The organism is Luteolibacter yonseiensis (assembly GCF_016595465.1).
GTDB lineage: Bacteria > Verrucomicrobiota > Verrucomicrobiia > Verrucomicrobiales > Akkermansiaceae > Luteolibacter > Luteolibacter yonseiensis.
Window position 1 is genome coordinate 920,384 of the sequence record NZ_JAENIK010000012.1, and the last position, 20,187, is coordinate 940,570.

The following is a 20,187-nucleotide window of genomic DNA, read 5'->3' on the forward strand; positions in this document are numbered from 1 at the left end:
TGAATTTCGAGTATAAGGGGAGCATGAATTTGAGAATCATCGCTCTCGGCCTCACCATGGCCCTTGCCGGCGCGCACCCGCTGATGGCGCAAAAATCCGTGCCGCCACCGACCGCTCCACGGCTGCCGATGGCTACGGTGTTCCAAGGGGAATCAAAATTTCACGCGATCGTCGCCAAGGCGGAACGGGAAAACTGGAGACAGCTCCCGATCGGGGAGAGAACGATCCGCGTGGCACGGGAAATGGTCGGCACCCCGTATGTGAACTATTCGCTGGAAGTGGACGACCGCATCGAATCTCCGGTGGTGAATCTCAGGGCCATGGACTGCTGGACCTATTACGAGAACGCACTCGCGCTCGCCCGGATGCTGCGTTACAAGCCGGCTCCCTACAAGCCGGAGGACATGCTGCACATGGTGGAGATCGAACGCTACCGCAACGGCGTGTGTACCGGCAACTACCTCAGCCGCATGCACCACCTTGAGGAGGTTTTCTACGACAACCAGCGCCGCGGCTATGCCTCGAACATCACCTCCCGCATCCCCGGTGCCGTGCGCATGCGCCGGGAGATCCGTGAGATGACCGTGCAGTGGAAGGCCTACCGCTACCTGCGCTCCAACCCGGCATTGATCGAACCGATGGGAAAAATCGAGGCACAGGTCTCCAACCTGCCGGTCTATCAGGTGCCGAAAACCAAGGTCCGCGACGCGGAAAAATACCTGCGGAACGGCGACATCTGCGCCATCACCACCAATGGTCCGGGCGGCTATACCTCCCATGTCGGGCTGATCGTCCGGATGAAGGACCGCGCGTATTTCACCCATGCCACCTCGGATCGCGACAAGGGCCGCATGGTGATCATCGACAGGCCCATCGCCGACTACGTGAACGCAGCCTCCAAACACGCCGGAATCATCATCTGCAGGCCGGACGACGTGCCGCCATCCGCTCTCTGGCAGAATGGCATGGCCAGGCAGTGAACCCTGCCCACACCCAACTCACGGGAAGACGTTCTTGTGCCGCACGGAGTCGAGATACTTCACCGCCGCTTCGGTCCGCGAGCGGACATGGAGTTTTTCATAAATATTCTTCAAATGCCCTCGCACGGTTTCCGTGCTGATCCCGAGGCGGTCGGCGATCTCCTTGTTGGCCAGCCCTTCGGCGATGAGTTGGGCGACCGAGGTTTCACGCTGTGAGAGATGGACGGTCTCCTGGTCTTCCTGGGCCTTCGCAGGTCCCTGGTGAAAGGCCTCCACCACCCGCCGGGCGATCTCCGCGCTCATAGGGGCGCCGCCGGAATGCACATCGAGGATGGCCTGGCGGACATCCGCCGCCCGTGACCGCTTGATCAGATAACCGCAGGCCCCCGCCTTGAGCGCGTCGAAGATCTTCTCATGTTCCCGATGGACGGTGACGATGATCACCTGGATTTCCGGCAGGTGGCGTTTGAGCAGCGCGGTCGCCTCGATGCCGGACATGCCGGGGAGATTGATATCCATCAGAACGATGGAGGGGCGGAAGGCATCGATTTTTTTCAATCCTTCCTCGGCGGATCCCCATACGCCGATGCAACGCGCGTCGGGAATGGACTCGACCACCCGTTGCAGGCTCTCGCCAAGAGCCTCATTGTCTTCGACGATGGCGACTTCGATGGATTTCTGGTTTTCCGGCAGCATGGGGTGGTGAAAAAGTTAGTCAGTGTGGGATTGGGGCGCAAGCATGGGAACGAGGAATCGGACGACCGTGCCCCCCTCCGCACGCAGCGAGACCTTCGACCGCCCGCCGCAGGCCTGCATGCGGACTTCGAAATTCTTCAGACCATTGCCGCGGGAAAGCGCGTAGTCGTCCACCCCCTTGCCATCGTCTTCCACGCTGATGTTGAGAGTGCCGCCGATGACCGACACGTTCAGCCAGGCGGATTTCGCTTCCGAATGCTTGACGATGTTGTTGAACGCCTCCCTCACTGCCAGGAAAACCGAGTGCCGGATGTTCGCATCCAGCGGAACGTCCGGCATCCCGCTGGCGATGTTGATACGGAGCGTGATCCCCGCCCGGTCGAGAAACTCGGTGGCGAAGCTCGCGAGATAGTCCAGCAACGAGCCCAGGGTGTCCTCGCGCGGGTTCACCGCCCAGACGATTTCGTCGAGGGTGAGACCGAGCATGCGGGCCTTGTTGGAAAGTTCGTCGAGGTGTTTTTGGAAAGCGCTGCCAGCCGCCTGCTCTGCTCCGAGATCCGCGAGCAGGGCGATCTCGGTGAGCGAGGCTCCAAGGTCGTCATGCAGGTCCCGGGCGATCCGGGCACGTTCCACTTCCCGGGTGTTGCGGATTTTCAAAAGTGAAATGCGCCTCTTCAGCCGGCTCCGGGCGGTGAGCCAACCCACGCCACCCGCAACAAGAATGACAAGCAGGGTCGCCTGCGCGAAGAACCAGCTCGTTTCCCAAAAATGAGGCTCCACCACCACCTGGATCACGGCGGGAGTCGGACTCAGCAGGCCGTCTCCGTTCATCGCGACGACTTCGAACCGGTAGTTGCCGGGAGGGACCGACTCATAGGTGCTGACCCGCTGCGGGCCGACCTCGCGCCAGTTTTTTTCCAGCCCCACAAGACGCGTGCGGTAGTTCACCTTTTCCGGAGAACTGAAATTCAGTCCATGATAGGAGAACTCCAGCCGCATCCTACCGGGGCCCAGGACGATTTTTTGCTTCGACAGATCCTGCTGGGCTCCGTTCGCAATAACCTTCCGCAGAAACACCGTCGGTGGGGTGCGGTTCACCATTGTCTGATTCGGATCGATCCTGACCACCCCGAGGCTGGTGGGAAACCAGATCGCCCCATCGCTGAACCGCCAACCCGCGGGATGATGGCCACCGACGCACTCGCGGGTGGGCAGACCGTCCGAGCGGTCCATGCGCAGCCAGTGGATCGGCGAGTTCGACTGCTTGGCGCGGCCCAGGAGATCCGCCCGGCTGGCCCGGATGATGCCACCGGTGGAACCGAACCAGAGGTGGCCCGACTGGTCGTCGATCACATGCGTCAGGCGCAGGTCGGGCAATCCTTGGGAGCGGTCGAACCGATGCCAGCCGACGCCATCATAGAGGAACAATCCCGCTCCCAATGTCGCGACCCACACCTGATCCGCACTGGTCACGAGAATGCTGGAGACGCGGCTGTAAGACAGGTCCGCGGGCTCGCCGATCGTTTCCAGCCGTCCGTCGGCATCGCGCAGCACGAATCCCTGGGCGGTGCCGAGCCACAGCTCGTCTGAAGCCCCGCCCGTCATCACCGTCACCTCGCCACCGGGGAAACCGGCTTCCGTCCTGACCTCCGTGACCCGCCTGCCCGAAGAACGTTTCAATCCCAGCTGTCCTCCGAACCACAGCGTACCGCGACGGTCGTGGTAAATCGCGTTCACCTTGTTCAAGCCGCCTTCGCCGGGGTATTGTTCGACAAACGCCGTATCCTTCCAACGGAAGACCGGACCATCCGTGGAGGCCGCCCAAAGCCGGCCGTCGCGGTCCTCATAAAGCGCGGACACCTGTCCGGTGCCGGACGATCCGTTCAAATCATAGTGCTCGATCGAGCTGGCGGCGATGCGATCCACCCCTCCGCGCCGGTTTCCCAGCCACACCTTCCCCCGGCTATCCTCGATGACCGCCAGCACCGCTCCCTCGCTGAGCCCTGCCGCGGCGTTCACCACCTCGACCCGATCCTCGCGGAAAAGTCCCAGACCGTTCAATGCCGTGGCGACCCAGATGTTGCCCTCGCGATCTTCCAGCATCTCCGTGACATGGGAATCCGCCCTCCCCTTGGGCATGGAGATCCGGATGAACCCTTCCGGCGAGGTGACGGCGAGTTCTCCGGTCGGGGAGACGGACCACACCGACTGGCTGCGGTCGACCAGCTTGCCCGGCATGCCGTCCGGCCCGATGCGGCCGTTGTTGGCACGCTGCCGCAGATCTTCATCCAGCAGCTCGATCACGTCCGCAGGCGGGGAATCCAACTTCTTCGACCGGCTTCCAAGGACCAGCCAGATCTCCCCACCCTTCCTCACATAGACTCCACCCGAGGGTGCGTCCACCACCTGGGTCACCGGAGCGCTGTTGACGGGTTCCTTGCCGCCTGGCGGTGGGTTTCCCGCATCCTCCGGCTTCTCCTTATCCTCGGGAGCATCCGGCCAGACGATGAGGTCGGCCCCCTTTCCCATTTTCACAAGCCCGCCGCGCGAGCTCGCAAACCAGACGACATCACCCGCCGTGGCGAACAACCGGCAGTCCTCCGAGCCAATGTAAGGAAATCCGGCAACCTGCTCGATCCGCTCGAACTCCATACCGTCGAAGCGCACGATGCATTCCGCGGTGGCGATCCACAGGTAACCATCCTCCGACTGCACGAGGGAGCGCACGAGATTGACAGGCAGACCATCCTCGGACTGCCAACTGCGGAACGAATACTGCCCCTGGGCATGGACCACCCGGAGGCTCAGGAGAAAGAAGGCGGACAGTATCAGGCACCGCACCCATGCTCGGTCAAGCGGGGCACGTTTCATGATCCCTTTTCCCTCAGTCGCCATTGTTGGTTGATCCGGTGGTCACAAGGGCGATTTGGTTGGAGCCGTTGTGGTGATAGTCGATATGATAACCTTTCGGCAGGCCATCGGCAGCAGTAAATCGACCTTCCAGCATGCCGTAGCTGGCAATGACCATCACCGGGCTGGCTGGTTGATCACCGGGAAGCCTCAGCAGGAACTTCGCCGAGCTGAGATCCAGTGTTCCGGCCACCGAGATGGCACCACCTCCGGCTCCCGAAACCTCGATGCGAAGCGTTCCACGGATGTCCGCATCGCCACGGATGGTAAGTGTCGCGCCCGGATCCGGCGCCACCGTGCTGCCAGGTTCGGCGCTGAGCATGCTCCCGATGGCCCCACCGCCCTCCAAGAGGGTTCCCCCTTCAAGTTTCACCGCTCCCAGGACGCTGCCTTCCAAGCGGAGCCCGCCTTGCTTCACCGAGGTGACACCCGTGTAAGTGTTGTCCCCGGCAAGGGTGAGTTTCCCATCTCCCAACTTGACGAGGCCACCGCTGCCGCTCGGTGTGAGCACCGGCGTGCCAAGCTTCAAGCCTCCTCCTGATCCGCCACCGATGACGCTGACTCCTGGCGGGTTGAGGAAATCATAACCCGCATTGGTGAGGAGGATGCTTTTCACCGATCCATTCTCCAGCTCCGCCAGGGCGGTCGCTCCACTCCCGGCTCCCCCCGAAATTTCGATCCACGGCGGCCCCACGTAACCCGAGCCATTGTCGAGGATGGGGATGCTCAAAATACCATTTCCCCGCGGCGCGGTAAGCGACTGGCCGATCTTCACATCGAAGCCGTTCGTGTCGATACGGGCTCCGCCTTCCCTGACATGTACATAGTCGAGCCCGTCGAAGAAGGCCGCGCTGTGATTTCCCGCCCTCAGGGTGCCTCCGTCGAAATTCAACCGCCCGATGGCCTCCGTCTGGTTGAACTGGGTGATCGAGTCCACCGTCAGGCTGCCCCCCGTGAGGAGATTGACCGTTCCTTCGCCGGGTTTGCTGATGGTTCCGGAGCCGATGATCATCCTGTTGGCGCAGACCACACTGCCTTCCTTGCGGATGTTCAGCACACCGATCCCCTCCTCGCCGACGAGCAGGAGCTTGTCATCCCCGGTGGTGGAAACACGGCCGGATCTCACATCCAGCAAACCGCGGCTCGCATGTTGATGTTCGTCTTCATAGCGTCCCAGGCTGAGAAAGCCCGCGATGCTCATTTCACCGCCGTCCACCTCCATGATCCCCGTGCCATGGGCTCCTATCTGGAAATTCCATTCATCGACCACCTTCCCACCCGTCATGCGCCATGCCCCCCATACCTGCCACGCGTCCGGAATATATCCACCGATGATGGAGTCACCCCCGCCGGTTTTCTCCAATGATCCGCCCGTCTGGAGCACCACGCCGGAGGTGTTCCGGTCTTTTCCGACAAACACCTCCTTGCAGCGGATCGTGCCGCCATCGAAGTGGAAAACGCTCTGTCCGCCGCCGGTATCGCCGATGTTGAGATGCCCCCTTCCCTCAATGCTGACGGTTGCTGCATCCCTGAGCCTCAGGATTCCGCCATTTTCCACACCTGCGGACAGGAATTCGGTCACCTGTGTCCTGCTCGCCCCATGGAGGATGAGTTCGCTATCGGTTTGCAGGGAGTTCGCACCATTGATTTCCCCGTCGTTGATGAAAGTCCCCGAGCCGTCACACAACTCGATGACGCCGGTGTTCGACATCACCCCGTTTTTCGAAACGGTCAGGGTGCCCATTCCCTGATGCACAATCCTCCCGCTGCCCGTATAGTTGCCCGCGAGGACGATGTCGTCGCTGCGGTTGAAAACAAGCCGCCCCGGATCGGTAATGGTGAAAAGCTTGCCGCCGAGCATGCCGCTCTTCCCGGCATCTCCAAGCACCAGCGCACCGGCGACGATCCTCACCTCGCCCGTATGGGCTTGACCGTCACCGGTCAGGATCACCGTCCCGCTGCCCCCCTTGATGAAGGATCCCTCACCTTGGATCCCGCCGCCGAGCAGCAACGGGTTGGTGGATTGGTTTGTCACCTCGGTATTGGACAGCAGCCTGACGGGAGAATAAATCAGGTTGCCGGGACTTCCCTGGAGCTGGGTGATGGATGCCGGAATGCCGTTGCCGGAATTCATGGTCAAAGCCCCGGCCCCTTTCGCCCGCAGGGTGAAGGCCCCACCCCGGTTGCGGGTGCCCAGATTGAGGGATCCCAGTGTGACGGGTGTGGAAAGCTCGATTTCCTGGTCGCCCGCCAGAGCGCTGGCGAAAGTGGCGATGTTTCCCGGGCCATCCGGATGCGGGCCGTTCGCCCCCGTCTGCCAGTGGTCGGAACCCGCGCTGTTCGCATAGGTATGGACACCCGGCGCCTCCAGGGCCCAGTTCATCGCCACCACTTCGCCACCCAGGTTCAGCTTGTCCGGACCGGCCAGGAAATTCCCGTAAATCTCCCCCTCGCTCAGGGTGTGGTTGTAAATGCGGAATTCGTCGAAGCGGCCACGAAAATTGTTGTCCGAGGAGAATTCGGACCGCCCCAGCCAGACATTCAGGTCATGGATGGTGGTGGGTCCCTCGTTGTCCGCGATGACCTCCATGAGGATCCCGTTGCGATACCAGCGCCACTCCTTCAGTTCCTTGTCGTAGATGATGACCTGATGGAACTCCACTCCGTAGTCCGAGTCCGGGTAGTCGGCGGGATTCCGGTCAGGACCGCCGTTCGGATAGGTGCCGTACGACCGTGCGAAGCGGTTCACCTGGGTGGCCCCCACATTTCCGAAAAGCGTCAGGGTTTCCGTACCGGTGAACACCCCGCCCGGCCCGTAGATTTCCCCCACGCTGTTCGTGCCGATGGACAGGATGCGGCACCAGTCCTGTGCGGCGTCCTGCGTGCCCCAGAACTCGATGCTGAGGCTCTCACGCGAGGAAATGATCCCGTTCGGAAGATCGATATAGGCTTCCGTGGCGGAGGAACCGCCGGGCAACCGGATTTCCCGACCGTTGAATTCCGCATCTTCCCCACGAATCACCGCGGAGAGTCCGCCGATGCTGTCCACCACGGCGGTGCCGTTCGGAGCCGGTCCGGCAGGTGCGTTGAAAGAGAAGCGGTGCATCGGCGACTGCTGGAGCGGCTTGGCCACCAGGCCGGGAAATCCCTGGTGCTCGGCGGCGAAATTCTGCTTCACCTGCACCGCGTCCAGCGCACCGGAATGAATGCGAAGCTTCGCCAGCGCACCGGAAAAATGGGTGAACTGCCCCTCGGGTTTCATGTCTCCCGACAGTTCCACCCCGAGATGGATCGGCAGCATGTCGTGGGCGTCGAGCTTGCTGACGGTCTTGGTATTGTCGAGTTTCCCATCAACATACACCGCTTGGGAGACCCCGTCGTAAGTATAGACGAGGTGATGCCACATCCCGGGCGGCGGCAGATCTTCAAACGCCGACTCGCAGGCTCCCCAGCGGGCGATGGCCCCGAAATCCGGGTCCGCGCCATAGCGGAATCCGGCGAAGGTGAGGTCCGGCCCCTGCCTTTTCCCCCAGGAAACAACCGACTCCTGGTCCCGGATGTTTCCTTGGAAAACCCAGATTTCCACCGAATGTCTGGCACCCACGGCATGCAGCGCGGCGGTGGTCATCGGCCCCACGAAGTAGTCGCCATCGCCGTCGAAAACCACCGCGGTGGCGCCCGCCACCGTCTGCACCGTGGGAGATCCTTTGGCAACGAAATCCCCGGGAATGCCGGTGCTCTGGCTGTGCTGCGGCCACTTGACCGCTCCGGTACGGAAATCCGCCGCATCCAACTCAACCAAAAGGGTCCCCGCCACCTCCGCGGCAGCCGCGCACAGGGTGCCGCAGGCGAACCATGCGGCTGACAGACAAAGGGATGTGCGGAGACGGTTGGGTGACATCGGGTGAATACCCTCGGATGGTTAGAGCAATGCACGGGCTTGTCGAGCAGGAGAAATCTCCTTCACGAATCGTCCCGGGACACACATCGCGGGTTGATGAAAATCCAACTTTTGCATCCTCGTTTGAATCCCCCCATTCGGGTCGCCCACGACGCGTTGCCGAAACCTCCGGCTGCGGCGTCCTCCACATCACTTTCCTGCGGACCGTCAGCTCATTTCTCCGTCGCCGTCTTCTTGACCGGAGGGACGAGGGTCATCCCCTTCAGCAAACGACAGAATTCCTTTTTCACCAAGATCGTCACCTCACCCTCCTCCTTCGGGCCGCCGATCATGGTCTTGAATTCCACCTCATATCGGTCGAGCCGCACGATGCGGATGAATTTTTCTCCCTTTTGATAAACCTCGTCCTGATAAAGTCGCATGGCGCAGCGTGACGGCGCCCGCGACGTATGGCAAGCTAGCAGACGAATCTACGGTTTCACCGCCTTCAAGGCGATGAACATGGGAAACTCCTCCGCAGCGGCGTGCTCCGCCTTGCTGAAGGGGCCGTTGCCTTGGGAACGCCGGTGGCTGTAGAGCTCGTCGCACGCGGTCACAGCCAGCCCTCCTTGGCCGATGGCGGTGAGAAGTTCGGACATCGGGCGGTGGTAGAAGACCGTCTGCTCACCGCTTCCCTTGCCCGGGTGGGTGGTGATGGGGATTTCCAGCGGCTTGCCATAGCTGTCGAGGCGGCGGTATTGGATCTTCTGATCCCCGTCCCAGCCCCAGTGGCTTTTCTTGGGAATCCGGAAGCAGGGATGCATGAAGACCATTATCACGCGGCCACCAGGCTTGAGTGCTTGGGCGATGCTCTTGAACAAGCCAACCGGATCCGGAACGTCGTGCACGGCCATGATACAGGTGGCCGCGTCGTTTTTGCCATCCGCCCACGGACCCGGGCGGCAGGCATCGGCAACGGTGAGGGAAACGCGCGGATCATCGCCATGCCGGGCCCTGGCGGACTCGATCAGGCGGCGGCTGGCATCGACTCCGGTGAATTTCCCGATCTTCGCATCCAGCAACGGTTTGATCAGCACGCCCTGTCCGCAGCAGACGTCGATCACGGATTCGCCCGCCTGCGGAGCGAGCATCCTCAACGTGGCGGGCAGAATGACATTTCGATGATAATCCGAGCCGGTTTCACCGACGAGCTTGTCGTACCAGGCGGCCACGGGGTCCCAGCCCTGATCCTTGGCAGGAGGACTTTTCCGGGCAGGAGGTCCGGAATTTCGCCCGGATGGATGGCGGGAAGGTCGGCGTGGAGGCTGCGGCATGCGGGAGGTTAGCCGGAGAATGGATTCGCCAGCAAGTCACGACATTTCGGGAAATGGTTTACCGGAGCGCGACAGTGGATAATTTACGCCTGTGAGCCAGCGCATCGTCATCCCCGAACTTCTCGACCATCTCGCACCGGACGATCCCGAGGCGATGCGCAGCCGCCGCGACCTGCGACGCATCAATTTCCTTATGGGCAACGAACGCTGGGTCTGCCGCACCATCAAACAACATGCGGAGAGCGTGCGAAAGGGCATCGTGGAAATCGGAGCGGGAGACGGAATCCTCTGTGGAAAGCTGGCACGGTGTTATCCCCAGGCAAGGGTCTCGGCTTATGACCTCGCACCGAAGCCGGAAAACCTGGAGCCACGGGTCGAATGGAACCAGGGTGACATTTTCGCGTCGAAGGCACCGGACAAAGGCGGCGTTCTGGTGGCGAACCTGTTTCTCCATCATTTTGAAGGCGAGGCATTGATGCGGTTGGGACGCTGGGTCGACCGGTTCGAGGTTCTGGTATTCTGCGAACCGGACCGCGCGCGCCTGCCACATGTTCTTGGCGGACTGATGCATCCGTGGATCAACCGGGTGACGCGGCATGACATGCATGTGAGCATCACCGGCGGATTCAGGCAGGGAGAAATACGCCAGGGCATGGGTCTGGAGACGGGGCGCTGGCAATGCCGTGAATCTTCCACGTGGCGCGGAGCGAGACACGTGGTATTCTGGCGCGGTTGAACCGTGAAATCACCATCGCAGGCGGAGGTCTGGCCGGCTTGTCGCTCGCCTGTGCCTTGCGTGCGCAAGGGGTGGCCGTCACCGTGCTGGAAGCGGGAAACTACCCGCGCCACCGCGTGTGCGGGGAATTCATTTCCGGAGTGACAGATGACACTCTTTCCCGGCTTGGCGTCGCGGAACTGTTCGCGGACGCGCGTTTCCACCACTCGCTCGCATGGCATAATCAAGGGCAACTGATCCACCGTGCGCGGTTGAAAACCCCGGCACTGGGTATTTCACGCCATCTTCTGGATGAGCGGCTGCGGAATCACGCGGTCGGCTCGGGAGCGGTTGTCAGGACAAACGTGCGTGCCAAGCCCGTGGCGCGGGAAGGGTTTGTCTGGACGGCCGGCAGACGCCCGACGAACGGCACCTGGATCGGCCTCAAAATGCACGTGAAGGGTCTGCCGTTATCAGAGGATCTGGAGATGCACTGCGGAACCAATGGTTACGCCGGACTTGCGGGCGTCGAGGATGGCTGGACGAATGCCTGCGGGCTGTTCCGCCTCGACCGGTCGATCCGTGCCGAGGGACCGGGTTTGCTTCCCGCCTATCTGGAGGCCGGCGGGAACCAGGCGCTGGCAGAACACCTGAGAAGTGCCGAATATCGTGAACGTTCATTTTCCGCGGTCGCTGGATTCCAGCTTGGGCGGCAGATCCCCATCCCCGGCATGCTTGCCCTCGGAGATGCGGAAAGCATGATTCCTCCATTCACGGGAAACGGGATGTCGATGGCGTTCCAAGCGGCCGAGCTTGCTGTCGCCCCCCTTGCCGCATGGTCGCGCGACGGACGATCCTGGCAGGAAACCACGGAAGCCGTGCGTGCCGCCGTGTCCGGTAAATTCCGCCGCCGTCTCGCGGTGGCGGGCGCGCTACACCCCCTCCTGCTGGGACGGTCCGGAAGATCCCTGTTGCAATGCCTGGCTTCCGCCCGTCTGTTGCCGTTCCAGCCGATGCTCTCCCTGATTCGTTAGACCTCCTCATGTATCTCCGCTCCCTCGCCACCGCCGTCCCTCCGAACTCATTCACCCAGACAACGTGTTGGGACGCCATGCGGGATAGCAAGCTGCTCCCACGCTTGAAACCGAGATCGGCAGGACTGTTGGAAAAAATCCTGACCGGCGGCACCTCCGGCATCGATTCCCGGAATCTCGCGTTGGAAACCGTCGGCGAATCGTTTGGCTCGGATGCGGAGGAGTTGAACCAACGCTTCGAGCGGGAGGCCCCCGTTCTTGCCATGAAGGCCTTGTCAGAATCCCTCCGCCGGTCCGGGCACGGTGCGTCGGAAATCGACGCCCTGTTCGTGTGCACCTGCACGGGTTATCTCTGCCCGGGATTGACCAGCCACATCGCGGAACTGACAGGAATGAGGCACGACGCGTATCTCTCGGACATCGTCGGCCTTGGCTGTGGCGCGGCCATCCCGACGATGCGTGCCGCGCAGGGGTTCCTCGCGGCGAATCCGGGCGCGGTGGTAGCGACGGTGGCGGTGGAGGTTTGTTCCGCGGCCTTTTTTGCCAACGACGACCCCGGAGTACTCATCAGCCTCTGCCTCTTCGGGGACGGCGCGGCGGCGGCGGTCTGGACCAACAAAGGCGCTCCGGGCGATTGGCAGGCGGGACATTTCACGACCACCCATCGGCCCGAAGATCGCGAGAAGGTGCGCTTCGTGAATTCACAGGGAAAACTTAAAAACCAGCTCCACCGTTCGGTACCGGGGCTGGCGGCGGAAGCGGTGGCGGGGTTGTATGCCTTGAGGAAAGGCGAACCGGATCAGGTGCTCGCCCACTCCGGCGGGCGCGATGTCGTCGAAGCGTTGGAAAGCGTGCTGCCGTTCGAGCTGGCCGAAACCCGCGAAGTGCTGCGGGACTTCGGAAACATGAGCAGCCCCGCCGTGCTCTTCGCATTGGAGCGCCGGCTGTCGGCCAATCGCCCGCAAGACCGGAGACTGTGGCTCACCGCATTTGGTGCGGGGTTCGCCGCACACGCTTGCGAGCTGTGGAGATGAGCGGTTCCGCCGCGCGGCTCACTTTTTACGGATACGCCAGATCTCAACGAGTTGGTTCCGCTCCGGAATCTTGCTGCTGAAACGGTCCGTCTGGCCGAGATAGACGGCCTGGACCAACTGGGTTGGGCGCTTGATGCTGGAATAATACTGCGCGACGGCGGTGGCACGGTCGGAAGAGAGTGCCCGGTTGCCGTCCACATTTCCCGTTTCGGAGGCATAGCCTACGACAAACAACAAGTCGCCATCGGGAATCTCGGACAAGACGTTGCGGACGATTTCCTCATCGGCGGGCGTGAGGGCGGAGGAACCCGTGGCGAAAGTGAACTTGCTGAGCACGTTGGCTCCGAGATCGACACCGAAGCTGCTGTAGGCGGCGCTGATGTCCGAATCGGATTTCCCTTCCAAAACCCGGAGTTGCCGGAACAGCTCCACGGCGGCGGGCAGCAGTTCATTTTCCGAGCTGGCGAAGAGCTTGGCTTTCGAGAGATCGCCTTCGAGTTCCTTGACACGGGCTTCGAAAAACTCCTTGGCCCGCAGTGTTTCGTCGTAACGGCGTTTCAGGTCGGCGAAATCATCCGCGGAAACGGCACCGCTCGAGTTCTGCATCTTGAGCTTGGCGGCGGCGAGTTCTTCCGAGAGGGCGTCACGCTGGGTGCGGAGGCTGGCGAGATCACGGCGGAGCAGCTCGACATCCGAACCACTTGCGAGCGCGCGGTTCAGCTCTGTCTGGAGACGGGTGTTCTCCGAAGTGAGGGCGATCCGTGTTTTTTCAGAGCCGATCAGCTCCGCATTTTTCGCGGTGAGCGCCGTATCCTTTTCCGCAAGCATCTGCTGGAACCTTGCCGCAAGCGCGACCAATGAATCTGCGTCTTTTTTCAAGCGTCCGGCAATGTCCTCGATAGGTTCAGAACCTCCTTCGAGCGGGGAAAGTCCCATCGCGGCACGTTGCCGGTTGAGCTCGGCGCGGCGCGCGTCCAGATCGGATTGGAGCGACGCGAGACGGTTGTCATGGGAGGACGAGGACGTGCCCAGCGCACCGCTTTTCAAAACCATCACGATCAGCACGCCGAGCAGCGCGATGATGATGAACGCAAGCGCGACCGCGGGTGGAAGGTTGCTCTTGGCCGGCGCGCAATCGTTCGTGGACGCGGAGTCCGTGGATTCGTCCGCTTCGTCTTTTTCCAAGGGGCTTTTATCTTCCGACATGCGGGAAGGTTGCCTCCCCCGCCCCTCCGCTGTCAATCTGTTGATTCAACAGCACTCGGTGAGCAGGCTGAGGAAATCCAACGGTTGGTCGAACAGGTAATTCGGCTCCGCGGCGGCGAGGGATTCGCGGGAGTTGAACCCCCAGGTGACGGCTGCGATGGGGATGCCGGCCTTTTGCGAGGCTTTCACATCGCGCAATTCGTCCCCGATGTAGAGCATCTCCCCTTCACGCAATGAGAACGTCTTGCGGATGGCCTTGAGATGTTTCGATTTCCCCGTGAGCTTGGAGGTGGAGGAAATGAAGTCGAACTGGTCGCGCAGGCCGTGCGTGCGCAGGAAAAGGTCCACGTTCGCGGTCGCGTTCGAGGTGAGGATGCCGAAACTACGGACATGGCGGCGCAGCTCCGTGAGCACCTCCGGCATGCCTTCTATCAGTTTGAGCTGGGTGATGTTCGACCGCATCATGCCGGTCCCTCTCGAAATGAGCGCGGGCACGCGGCGCTTCGGAATCTCCAGATGGTCGAGCAATTCCTTGAGCGAAAGGTGGCGCAGGTGGTCGAGTTCGTGTTCCGCCACCTCGCGGATGCCATAGTCCGGAGCGATGCGGTTGAAAATGAGGCGTGTCTCACCAAGCGTATCGGCGATGGTGCCGTCGAAGTCGAAAACCAGTGTTTTATAAATCATCGGGTATGCCCTTATAAGGGCACACGACGGAGCGTTAGACCAGCGGCAAATTCGGATGGATGTCGCCATCAAGTGCGGATGATTCCCCGGCGAGATGGCGCAGAAGCGCGGCGAAGGCGATCATCGCCGCGTTATCCGTACAGAAAACCGGCGGAGCGACGGAGATCTCCACACCCGCGCTTTGCCCCGCCGCGAAAAAGGCATTACGGAGCGCCTTGTTGAGGCTGACACCGCCGGAGAGGGCTATTTGTTTTCTTCCCGCCTGCCTGGCGGCACGCAGGGTCTTTTTCACGAGGATCTCGATGACCGCTTGTTGGAACGAAGCGGCCAGATCGGCGACGGGCAGCTCGCCAGTTTCCTTCTGAAGCGTGTAGAGCACGGCGGTTTTCAGACCGGAAAAGGAAAAATCCAGATGCGGTTCATGAAGCATCGAGCGGGGAAAATCGTATGCCTTCGGATTTCCGCCGAGCGCGGCTTTCTCGATTTCCGGTCCACCCGGATAAGGCAGGCCCAGCATCTTGCCGACCTTGTCGTAGGCCTCGCCCGCCGCGTCGTCGCGGGTGCTGCCGAGTTTCCGATAGCTTCCCGGACCCGTGACGTCCAACAACAATGTGTGCCCTCCGGAAACGATGAGCGCGATGTGGGGAGGCACCGTGGTACGGTCGAGGAATGGAGACAGCAGATGCCCTTCGAGGTGATTGATTCCAAGGAAAGGCCGCTTCATGGCACAGGCCATGCCCTTGGCCGCGGTGCTGCCGATGAGCAGGGATGACGCCAAACCCGGCCCCGTGGTCGCTGCGAAGGCATCGATGTCCTCCATGGTCACCCGCGCGTCCGACAATGCCTTTTCAACCAATCCCCGCAGGTGCAGCGAGTGGTTCCTCGAGGCGAGTTCGGGCACCACGCCGCCGTGTTCGCGGTGGAGCGGGATCTGCGACGAGATTTCGGAAGCAACAACCTCCGCCGCCTCTCCGGTGTGGCCACGGATGATCGCCACCGCGGTTTCATCGCAGGAAGATTCGATCGCCAGAAGTAGTGCCACGCGCAGGTTCTTAGCGGAAGCCGCAGGACAAACCCTAGAAAAAAGCAATCCCCGGGAGAAAATATCAAGCCTCCATCGTATCACCGACGACCTCCTCGGGATCGACATCCTCGCGTTGGTACGACGAGAGGGCCGCACGCACCATGGACACCGCGCTCTCGCGTTCATCATGGATGACCTGCACGCCCAGTTCCCGCAGGATCTTTACCTCTCCGGAAAATTTTGCCCGGCCGAAGATGAAGATTCCGCTGTTCCTCTCCCGCACCAGCGGGACGGCGATCGAAGTGGTCCTCACCGATGGAAAGGTGAACGCCACCAACCGCGCGCGTTTGATTCCCGCCAGATCCAGCGCTTCCGAATGGGTCGCATCCGCGAAGAGCACCGGCTGCCCCTCGCTTTTCAACGCGCGCACGGTGTCGGAATTGAGCTCCATCACGAGGGTGTCCACGCCGCAGCGTTTCAGCGCCTCATTCAGCGATTTCCCCACCGGACCGTAGCCACAGATGATGGCGTGGTCGGTGATTCCCTTGATCGCCTTTGCCGGTGTCATCCCCTCCGGCGCGATCTTCCTGACACCCATCACTCCTTTTTTCTCCAGCCATTTTCCCAACGGTCCCGCACCGCGCATCAGCGATGGCACGACAGCCATCGTCACCGCGGTGCAGACCAACAGCATCTGCTCGGTTCCGGGATCAAACGGACGATACCCGCCGGCCTTGCCGATGAGCACGAGTGAGAATTCCCCTGTGCTGGCGAGACTGCCGGCCGCAAGCAACGCCGGACGTCCCGGGATCCTGATCCATTTCAACACCGAAAAAACAACCACACTTTTCAGGATCAAGATGAGCGCGCTCCCCAACAGGACTCGCCCCCAGTCCGAAGCAATGGTGGACAGGTCGATGAGCAATCCCACCGAAATGAAAAAGATCGCGAGAAACAGATCCTTGAACGGAAGGATGTCGGACAATATCCGATGGCTGTAGATCGACTCGCTCACCACCAGCCCGGCCGCGAAGGCACCGAGCGCGAGCGAGAGGTTCAAGGCTCCGCCAGCGAATGCGACGCCTGCGCAGAGCCCGATGACCGTCAGGGTGAAAAGCTCCCGGCTCCGTGTTCTCGCCACGGCATGCAGCAGCGGCGTCAGACCGTAGCGGCCCAGCAGCCAGGCCCCCGCCAGAAACAATCCTCCCTTGAGCAACGCCTTTCCTATCTGCCCGGCCACCGATCCCTCCCCTTGTCCGTAAAGCGCGGGCATCACCAGGAAAAACACGATCACCAGGATGTCCTGGAACAACGCGATGCCCAGACTCGCGCGTGCTCCGGGATTGTTCTGCTGGCCGAGATCCTGGAATGACATCATCGCCACCGCCGTGGAGCTCAGCGCCACAGCGACACCGAAGACGATGCTGTCCGCGGTGGGAAAGCCGGACGCCGCGGCCACGAGTCCCACGATGCCCGCAGTGATTCCCACCTGCAGTCCTCCCCCGATCAGGGCGGTGCGCCACAGGTGCTTGAACTCGCTCAGCGAAAACTCGATGCCCAGCGTGAACATCAGCAGGACCACGCCGATCTCCGCGAAGTTCATGATCACCGCATCCCCCTTGTCGATTCCCGTCACCCACATCAGGCCGACGTTGCCGATCAGGACACCGCTCAAAAGATAGCCGACCAAAAGGCTCTGTTTGAATTTCACCAGTATCAGTGAAATCAGGACCGCGAGCACCAGCACCAGAGTCAGCAGGGCGAACAGCGGCGATATGTTCGCGACACCGCTGGCCATGAAAAACCACTTCAGAATCATCGCGACCATACTCCCGGCAAATCACCCGGCAGCAAAGAACAAACTCGCTCAGGGAAGTCCCACGGGAACGATTTCGCCGGTTTCCGTCTTGTAAAACAACTCCGCCGCACCGCGTTTCACGTAACCGAGGGCATGGCGCAGGCCGTTTTCAACGAGAGGTGAGACGCTCGTGATCTCGCCCGCGCCGTTTTCCAAGGGGCCGGCGGAGAGAGGAACTTCCCCGGCAAATACGAAACGCGTGAGCCGCCTGTTCACCTTTCCGGCGGACTTGATCCGGGAAATCACCTCCTGGCCGATGTAACATCCTTTCTGATACGAAATGTCGGTGTTTTCCAACAAGGCCTCCGGCGGCAGCATCCCTTCACCGAGTTCGGTTCCCCAGGCGGGAACTCCGTTACGGATGCGCAAGGCTTCCAACTCCGCGTCGGCGAACGTCGTGGCTTCGAGCTTTAGTTCGTCTTCCGGGCAGGCCAACCACCAGTCCCAGCCGGGAACCCCGTAGCGGTCCGATCGACGTACAAGCACTCCGGCAGGAGCCTCCGTCTCCGGACCGATGAGATGGCACAATGAATATTTCCCGGTGAGATCGGCGACCTCCACATCGTCCGCGATGAGATAGCGTGTGAGCCGCGCTTCGATATCCCCGGCGTTTCCCTGCAAGCCCGCCACCCAGAGTGCTCCTTCAGCACCTTCAACAAGTGTGACGCGGAACTGCAACCGCCCCTTCGCGTCGGTGACGCAGGATGGAAGTGAGAGGCCGCCGCCCACGACCTTGCGCACGTCCTGGGTGAGCTGGCCGTTCAGAAACCTGACCGCGTCCGGTCCCCGGAATTCCAGCAGAGCGGGTTTCCCCAAATGAACCACTCTCAATCCGCTCATGCGCCTGTCTGATAGGGTTTCACCACGGCGGAATAATCGAGATCACCGAGACCGGCGGCATCAAGCTCGCCCATGCGCTTGGAAACCGCGGCGATGGCCGGCGTTTCCAAACCTGCCGATTGTGCGAGAGCCAGCATGTAGCGGCTGTCCTTGCCCATGTTGGAAAGCGAGAAATGCGTGTCGAAATCGCCCGCGGCCATCGATGGGAATTTCATCCCCGTCAGCACGGACGCGCAGGCGTTTTGCGAAACGGCGTCGATCAGACATTGGGCGGAAACCCCGTGGCTGGTGGCGATGGCGAGAGACTCCGCCATCGCCTGCACCGTGCAGGCCGAGATCAGGTTCGTGGCCAGCTTCACCACGGTGGCCGAGCCCACCGCACCGCAGTGGATCCGGGCCTTGCTGGTGACGGCGAGGTAGGGTTCCAGCTCCTTTGCCAGAGCCTCGTCGCCTCCCGTGTAATAAACGAGCTGCCCGTTTGCGGAAGCCACCTTGCTTCCAGTGAATGGGGTATCGAGAAACCGGCATCCACGTGATTCACAAAGTTCGGACATCCACAGCGTCGTGTCCAAGTCCAGCGTCGCATGATTCAGGACGGTCTGCCCCGCGATCAGGAATTCCGCGATCCGTCCGACGACCTCGCGCGTGGCGATGGCGTCTTTCAAATAGAGGGAAATGATCGAGGCTCCGTCGATGGCCGCTTCCGGAGAGGCCGTTTCACCGGCATTTCCCTTCGGTGTGCGGTTCCAGCACCTTACCTGCCAGCCCGCGTCGGCGAGGCGTGAACAGGCCCGCGAGCCGATGATGCCCAGTCCCAGGACCGCGGCGCGTTGTTCCGGCTGCGAACTCATTTCTGGCGTTGCAATGCGAGTTCCACCAGCTTCGCCGCTTGTTTGCGGATCTCCGCCATCAGTTCGGGAGTCGGCTCCTTGCCATCCTCCACCACCATCTCGGTGCGCAGGCCGGCGAGCAGATCGCGCATGGCTAGATAGTTCGGCCGTTCGGAAATCCGCGGTTCCAGTCCTGCGACGGATTCCGTGTAATAATCCGCGATGTCCTCCCGCAGCACCTTGCGCGCGCGTTCGGTGGAAAACTGCTTGTCCACGGCCACGGTCGAAACCTCAAGCGCCCGGATCCAACCGCCGAGCGAGATGAGATGAGCGAGGTCCGCATCCTTGAGGGAAACGAGCTCCGCCTCCACGTCGTGCTGGGTGGCGGTGAGTTCCTTTTTCAATTGGGTGACATCCTTGTTCTTCGCGCTGTCCAGCAGGCTGGCCGCATGACGGTTCACCCGGTCACCCGCGCCGAGAGCCTTTCCATAGCGGGTGAGGTCCTTCGCCAGCTCCTCGATCTTGTCGAGCTGCTCGGCCTGCACCACGAGGAAACCGTCCGCGATGAGGAATCCCAGCTCGATCGACAGGTCCGCTCGGTCCTGGGCCATGCGGGCCGGCATTTTCCGTTCCACCTCAGCGATGGGCAGCGGCATGAGAAATTGCAACGTGTCGAACAACTTCGAAATCGAAGGCGCGGTGAATTCGTTCACCGCGAGCTCTTCACGGACGTGGGCGTCATCCACCAGGTCCTTCGGAATCTCCGCCCGCCCCTCTCCTTTCTCCTCCTGGGCTGCGAGTGGAAGTAACAATGCGGCGGTGGCTGCGAGCAGGCATGTGCGGCTGAATTTCACGAGCGGAGCTTGGCACCACGAGGCCCGTTCGGCAACCGGCAAAATCGGCCGGAAACAATATCCGGCAAGAGTTGCCGCCGAGCTATCCGGCTTGCACCCGGTCGTCACGAACGATTTCTCCGGACAATCGATGACCGGCCTCGACAGAAAGCTCCGGCCGATCTCAACATCACGTATTCCCTGCTATCTTCCGCCAACGAGACTTGGAATCATGGTTCAACATCTCGTCACCATGATGTCGCACGTGGATCACTAAAAAGCAGTGTCGGGAACAATCCTACAGGTGAAGCTGACGGCGACGCGGATTG

Annotated in this window: 16 protein-coding genes; 4 read left to right on the forward strand and 12 right to left on the reverse strand. The window is 61.5% G+C overall.

Annotated features, from left to right (window positions below):
• Positions 1–23: 23 nt before the first annotated feature.
• On the forward strand, positions 24–980 hold the full coding sequence (locus JIN84_RS19555; protein WP_200352756.1) for an N-acetylmuramoyl-L-alanine amidase-like domain-containing protein: 957 nt from the start codon (positions 24–26) through the stop codon (positions 978–980).
• 18 nt (positions 981–998) lie between these two features.
• Here the strand turns inward: JIN84_RS19555 and JIN84_RS19560 are convergent, their stop codons facing one another.
• The 5 genes from JIN84_RS19560 to JIN84_RS19580 form a co-directional block, all read right to left on the reverse strand.
• Entirely contained in the window at positions 999–1,676 is a 678-nt protein-coding gene (locus JIN84_RS19560) for a response regulator transcription factor (RefSeq protein WP_200352757.1), read from the reverse strand.
• Positions 1,677–1,691: 15 nt separating this feature from the next.
• Positions 1,692–4,547, reverse strand: coding sequence for a sensor histidine kinase (locus tag JIN84_RS19565; protein WP_200352758.1), 2,856 nt, complete (start codon positions 4,545–4,547; stop codon positions 1,692–1,694).
• A gap of 13 nt (positions 4,548–4,560) precedes the next feature.
• Complete coding sequence (locus JIN84_RS19570; protein ID WP_200352759.1) at positions 4,561–8,487, reverse strand: LamG-like jellyroll fold domain-containing protein; 3,927 nt, start codon at positions 8,485–8,487, stop codon at positions 4,561–4,563.
• A 212-nt stretch (positions 8,488–8,699) separates the two neighbouring features.
• Positions 8,700–8,909: a hypothetical protein gene (locus JIN84_RS19575; protein WP_200352760.1), complete on the reverse strand. Its 210-nt coding sequence runs from the start codon at positions 8,907–8,909 to the stop codon at positions 8,700–8,702.
• Between the two features lie 48 nt (positions 8,910–8,957).
• A complete protein-coding gene (locus JIN84_RS19580) occupies positions 8,958–9,698 on the reverse strand; it encodes a class I SAM-dependent methyltransferase (protein WP_200352761.1) in 741 nt (246 codons plus the stop codon).
• A gap of 193 nt (positions 9,699–9,891) precedes the next feature.
• On the opposite strand from JIN84_RS19580, the gene JIN84_RS19585 reads away from it, so the two are divergent.
• The 3 genes from JIN84_RS19585 to JIN84_RS19595 are packed head-to-tail and all read left to right on the forward strand — an operon-like array spanning position 9,892 to position 12,583.
• Positions 9,892–10,536 carry a class I SAM-dependent methyltransferase gene (locus JIN84_RS19585; RefSeq protein WP_200352762.1) on the forward strand — a complete coding sequence of 215 codons (645 nt, stop codon included), beginning with the start codon at positions 9,892–9,894 and terminating at the stop codon, positions 10,534–10,536.
• Entirely contained in the window at positions 10,533–11,549 is a 1,017-nt protein-coding gene (locus tag JIN84_RS19590; RefSeq protein ID WP_200352763.1) for an NAD(P)/FAD-dependent oxidoreductase, read from the forward strand. Before JIN84_RS19585 ends, JIN84_RS19590 begins: the two co-directional genes overlap by 4 nt.
• Positions 11,550–11,557: 8 nt before the next feature.
• Positions 11,558–12,583: a beta-ketoacyl-[acyl-carrier-protein] synthase family protein gene (locus JIN84_RS19595; protein WP_200352764.1), complete on the forward strand. Its 1,026-nt coding sequence runs from the start codon at positions 11,558–11,560 to the stop codon at positions 12,581–12,583.
• A gap of 18 nt (positions 12,584–12,601) precedes the next feature.
• Here JIN84_RS19595 and JIN84_RS19600 read toward each other — a convergent pair whose 3' ends face one another.
• From JIN84_RS19600 to JIN84_RS19630, 7 genes are all read right to left on the reverse strand, one after another.
• Entirely contained in the window at positions 12,602–13,789 is a 1,188-nt protein-coding gene (locus tag JIN84_RS19600) for an OmpA family protein (RefSeq protein WP_200352765.1), read from the reverse strand.
• A 45-nt stretch (positions 13,790–13,834) separates the two neighbouring features.
• Positions 13,835–14,473, reverse strand: coding sequence for an HAD-IA family hydrolase (locus JIN84_RS19605; RefSeq protein ID WP_200352766.1), 639 nt, complete (start codon positions 14,471–14,473; stop codon positions 13,835–13,837).
• A gap of 34 nt (positions 14,474–14,507) precedes the next feature.
• Positions 14,508–15,515: a tRNA (adenosine(37)-N6)-threonylcarbamoyltransferase complex transferase subunit TsaD gene (tsaD, locus tag JIN84_RS19610; protein ID WP_325099620.1), complete on the reverse strand. Its 1,008-nt coding sequence runs from the start codon at positions 15,513–15,515 to the stop codon at positions 14,508–14,510.
• Between the two features lie 64 nt (positions 15,516–15,579).
• The gene (locus tag JIN84_RS19615; protein WP_200352768.1) at positions 15,580–17,325 is read right to left on the reverse strand and encodes a cation:proton antiporter; all 1,746 of its coding nucleotides are present in this window, start codon (positions 17,323–17,325) and stop codon (positions 15,580–15,582) included.
• A 39-nt stretch (positions 17,326–17,364) separates the two neighbouring features.
• Positions 17,365–18,195, reverse strand: coding sequence for a CAF17-like 4Fe-4S cluster assembly/insertion protein YgfZ (ygfZ, locus tag JIN84_RS19620; RefSeq protein WP_200352769.1), 831 nt, complete (start codon positions 18,193–18,195; stop codon positions 17,365–17,367).
• The gene (locus JIN84_RS19625; protein WP_200352770.1) at positions 18,192–19,046 is read right to left on the reverse strand and encodes an NAD(P)-dependent oxidoreductase; all 855 of its coding nucleotides are present in this window, start codon (positions 19,044–19,046) and stop codon (positions 18,192–18,194) included. Before JIN84_RS19625 ends, ygfZ begins: the two co-directional genes overlap by 4 nt.
• Positions 19,043–19,879 carry a PDDEXK family nuclease gene (locus JIN84_RS19630; protein ID WP_200352771.1) on the reverse strand — a complete coding sequence of 279 codons (837 nt, stop codon included), beginning with the start codon at positions 19,877–19,879 and terminating at the stop codon, positions 19,043–19,045. The genes JIN84_RS19625 and JIN84_RS19630 overlap by 4 nt, the downstream gene beginning before the upstream one ends.
• Between the last annotated feature and the right edge of the window lie 308 nt (positions 19,880–20,187).

Bases quoted from the DNA above. Each gene is read 5' to 3' on its own strand.
- JIN84_RS19560 (WP_200352757.1), bottom strand. From the start codon at position 1,676: ATGCTGCCGGAAAACCAGAAATCCATCGAAGTCGCCATCGTCGAAGAC.
- JIN84_RS19575 (WP_200352760.1), bottom strand. From the start codon at position 8,909: ATGCGACTTTATCAGGACGAGGTTTATCAAAAGGGAGAAAAATTCATC.
- JIN84_RS19625 (WP_200352770.1), bottom strand. From the start codon at position 19,046: ATGAGTTCGCAGCCGGAACAACGCGCCGCGGTCCTGGGACTGGGCATC.
- JIN84_RS19615 (WP_200352768.1), bottom strand. From the start codon at position 17,325: ATGGTCGCGATGATTCTGAAGTGGTTTTTCATGGCCAGCGGTGTCGCG.
- JIN84_RS19570 (WP_200352759.1), bottom strand. From the start codon at position 8,487: ATGTCACCCAACCGTCTCCGCACATCCCTTTGTCTGTCAGCCGCATGG.
- ygfZ (WP_200352769.1), bottom strand. From the start codon at position 18,195: ATGAGCGGATTGAGAGTGGTTCATTTGGGGAAACCCGCTCTGCTGGAA.
- JIN84_RS19605 (WP_200352766.1), bottom strand. From the start codon at position 14,473: ATGATTTATAAAACACTGGTTTTCGACTTCGACGGCACCATCGCCGAT.
- JIN84_RS19600 (WP_200352765.1), bottom strand. From the start codon at position 13,789: ATGTCGGAAGATAAAAGCCCCTTGGAAAAAGACGAAGCGGACGAATCC.
- JIN84_RS19555 (WP_200352756.1), top strand. From the start codon at position 24: ATGAATTTGAGAATCATCGCTCTCGGCCTCACCATGGCCCTTGCCGGC.
- JIN84_RS19595 (WP_200352764.1), top strand. From the start codon at position 11,558: ATGTATCTCCGCTCCCTCGCCACCGCCGTCCCTCCGAACTCATTCACC.
- JIN84_RS19565 (WP_200352758.1), bottom strand. From the start codon at position 4,547: ATGAAACGTGCCCCGCTTGACCGAGCATGGGTGCGGTGCCTGATACTG.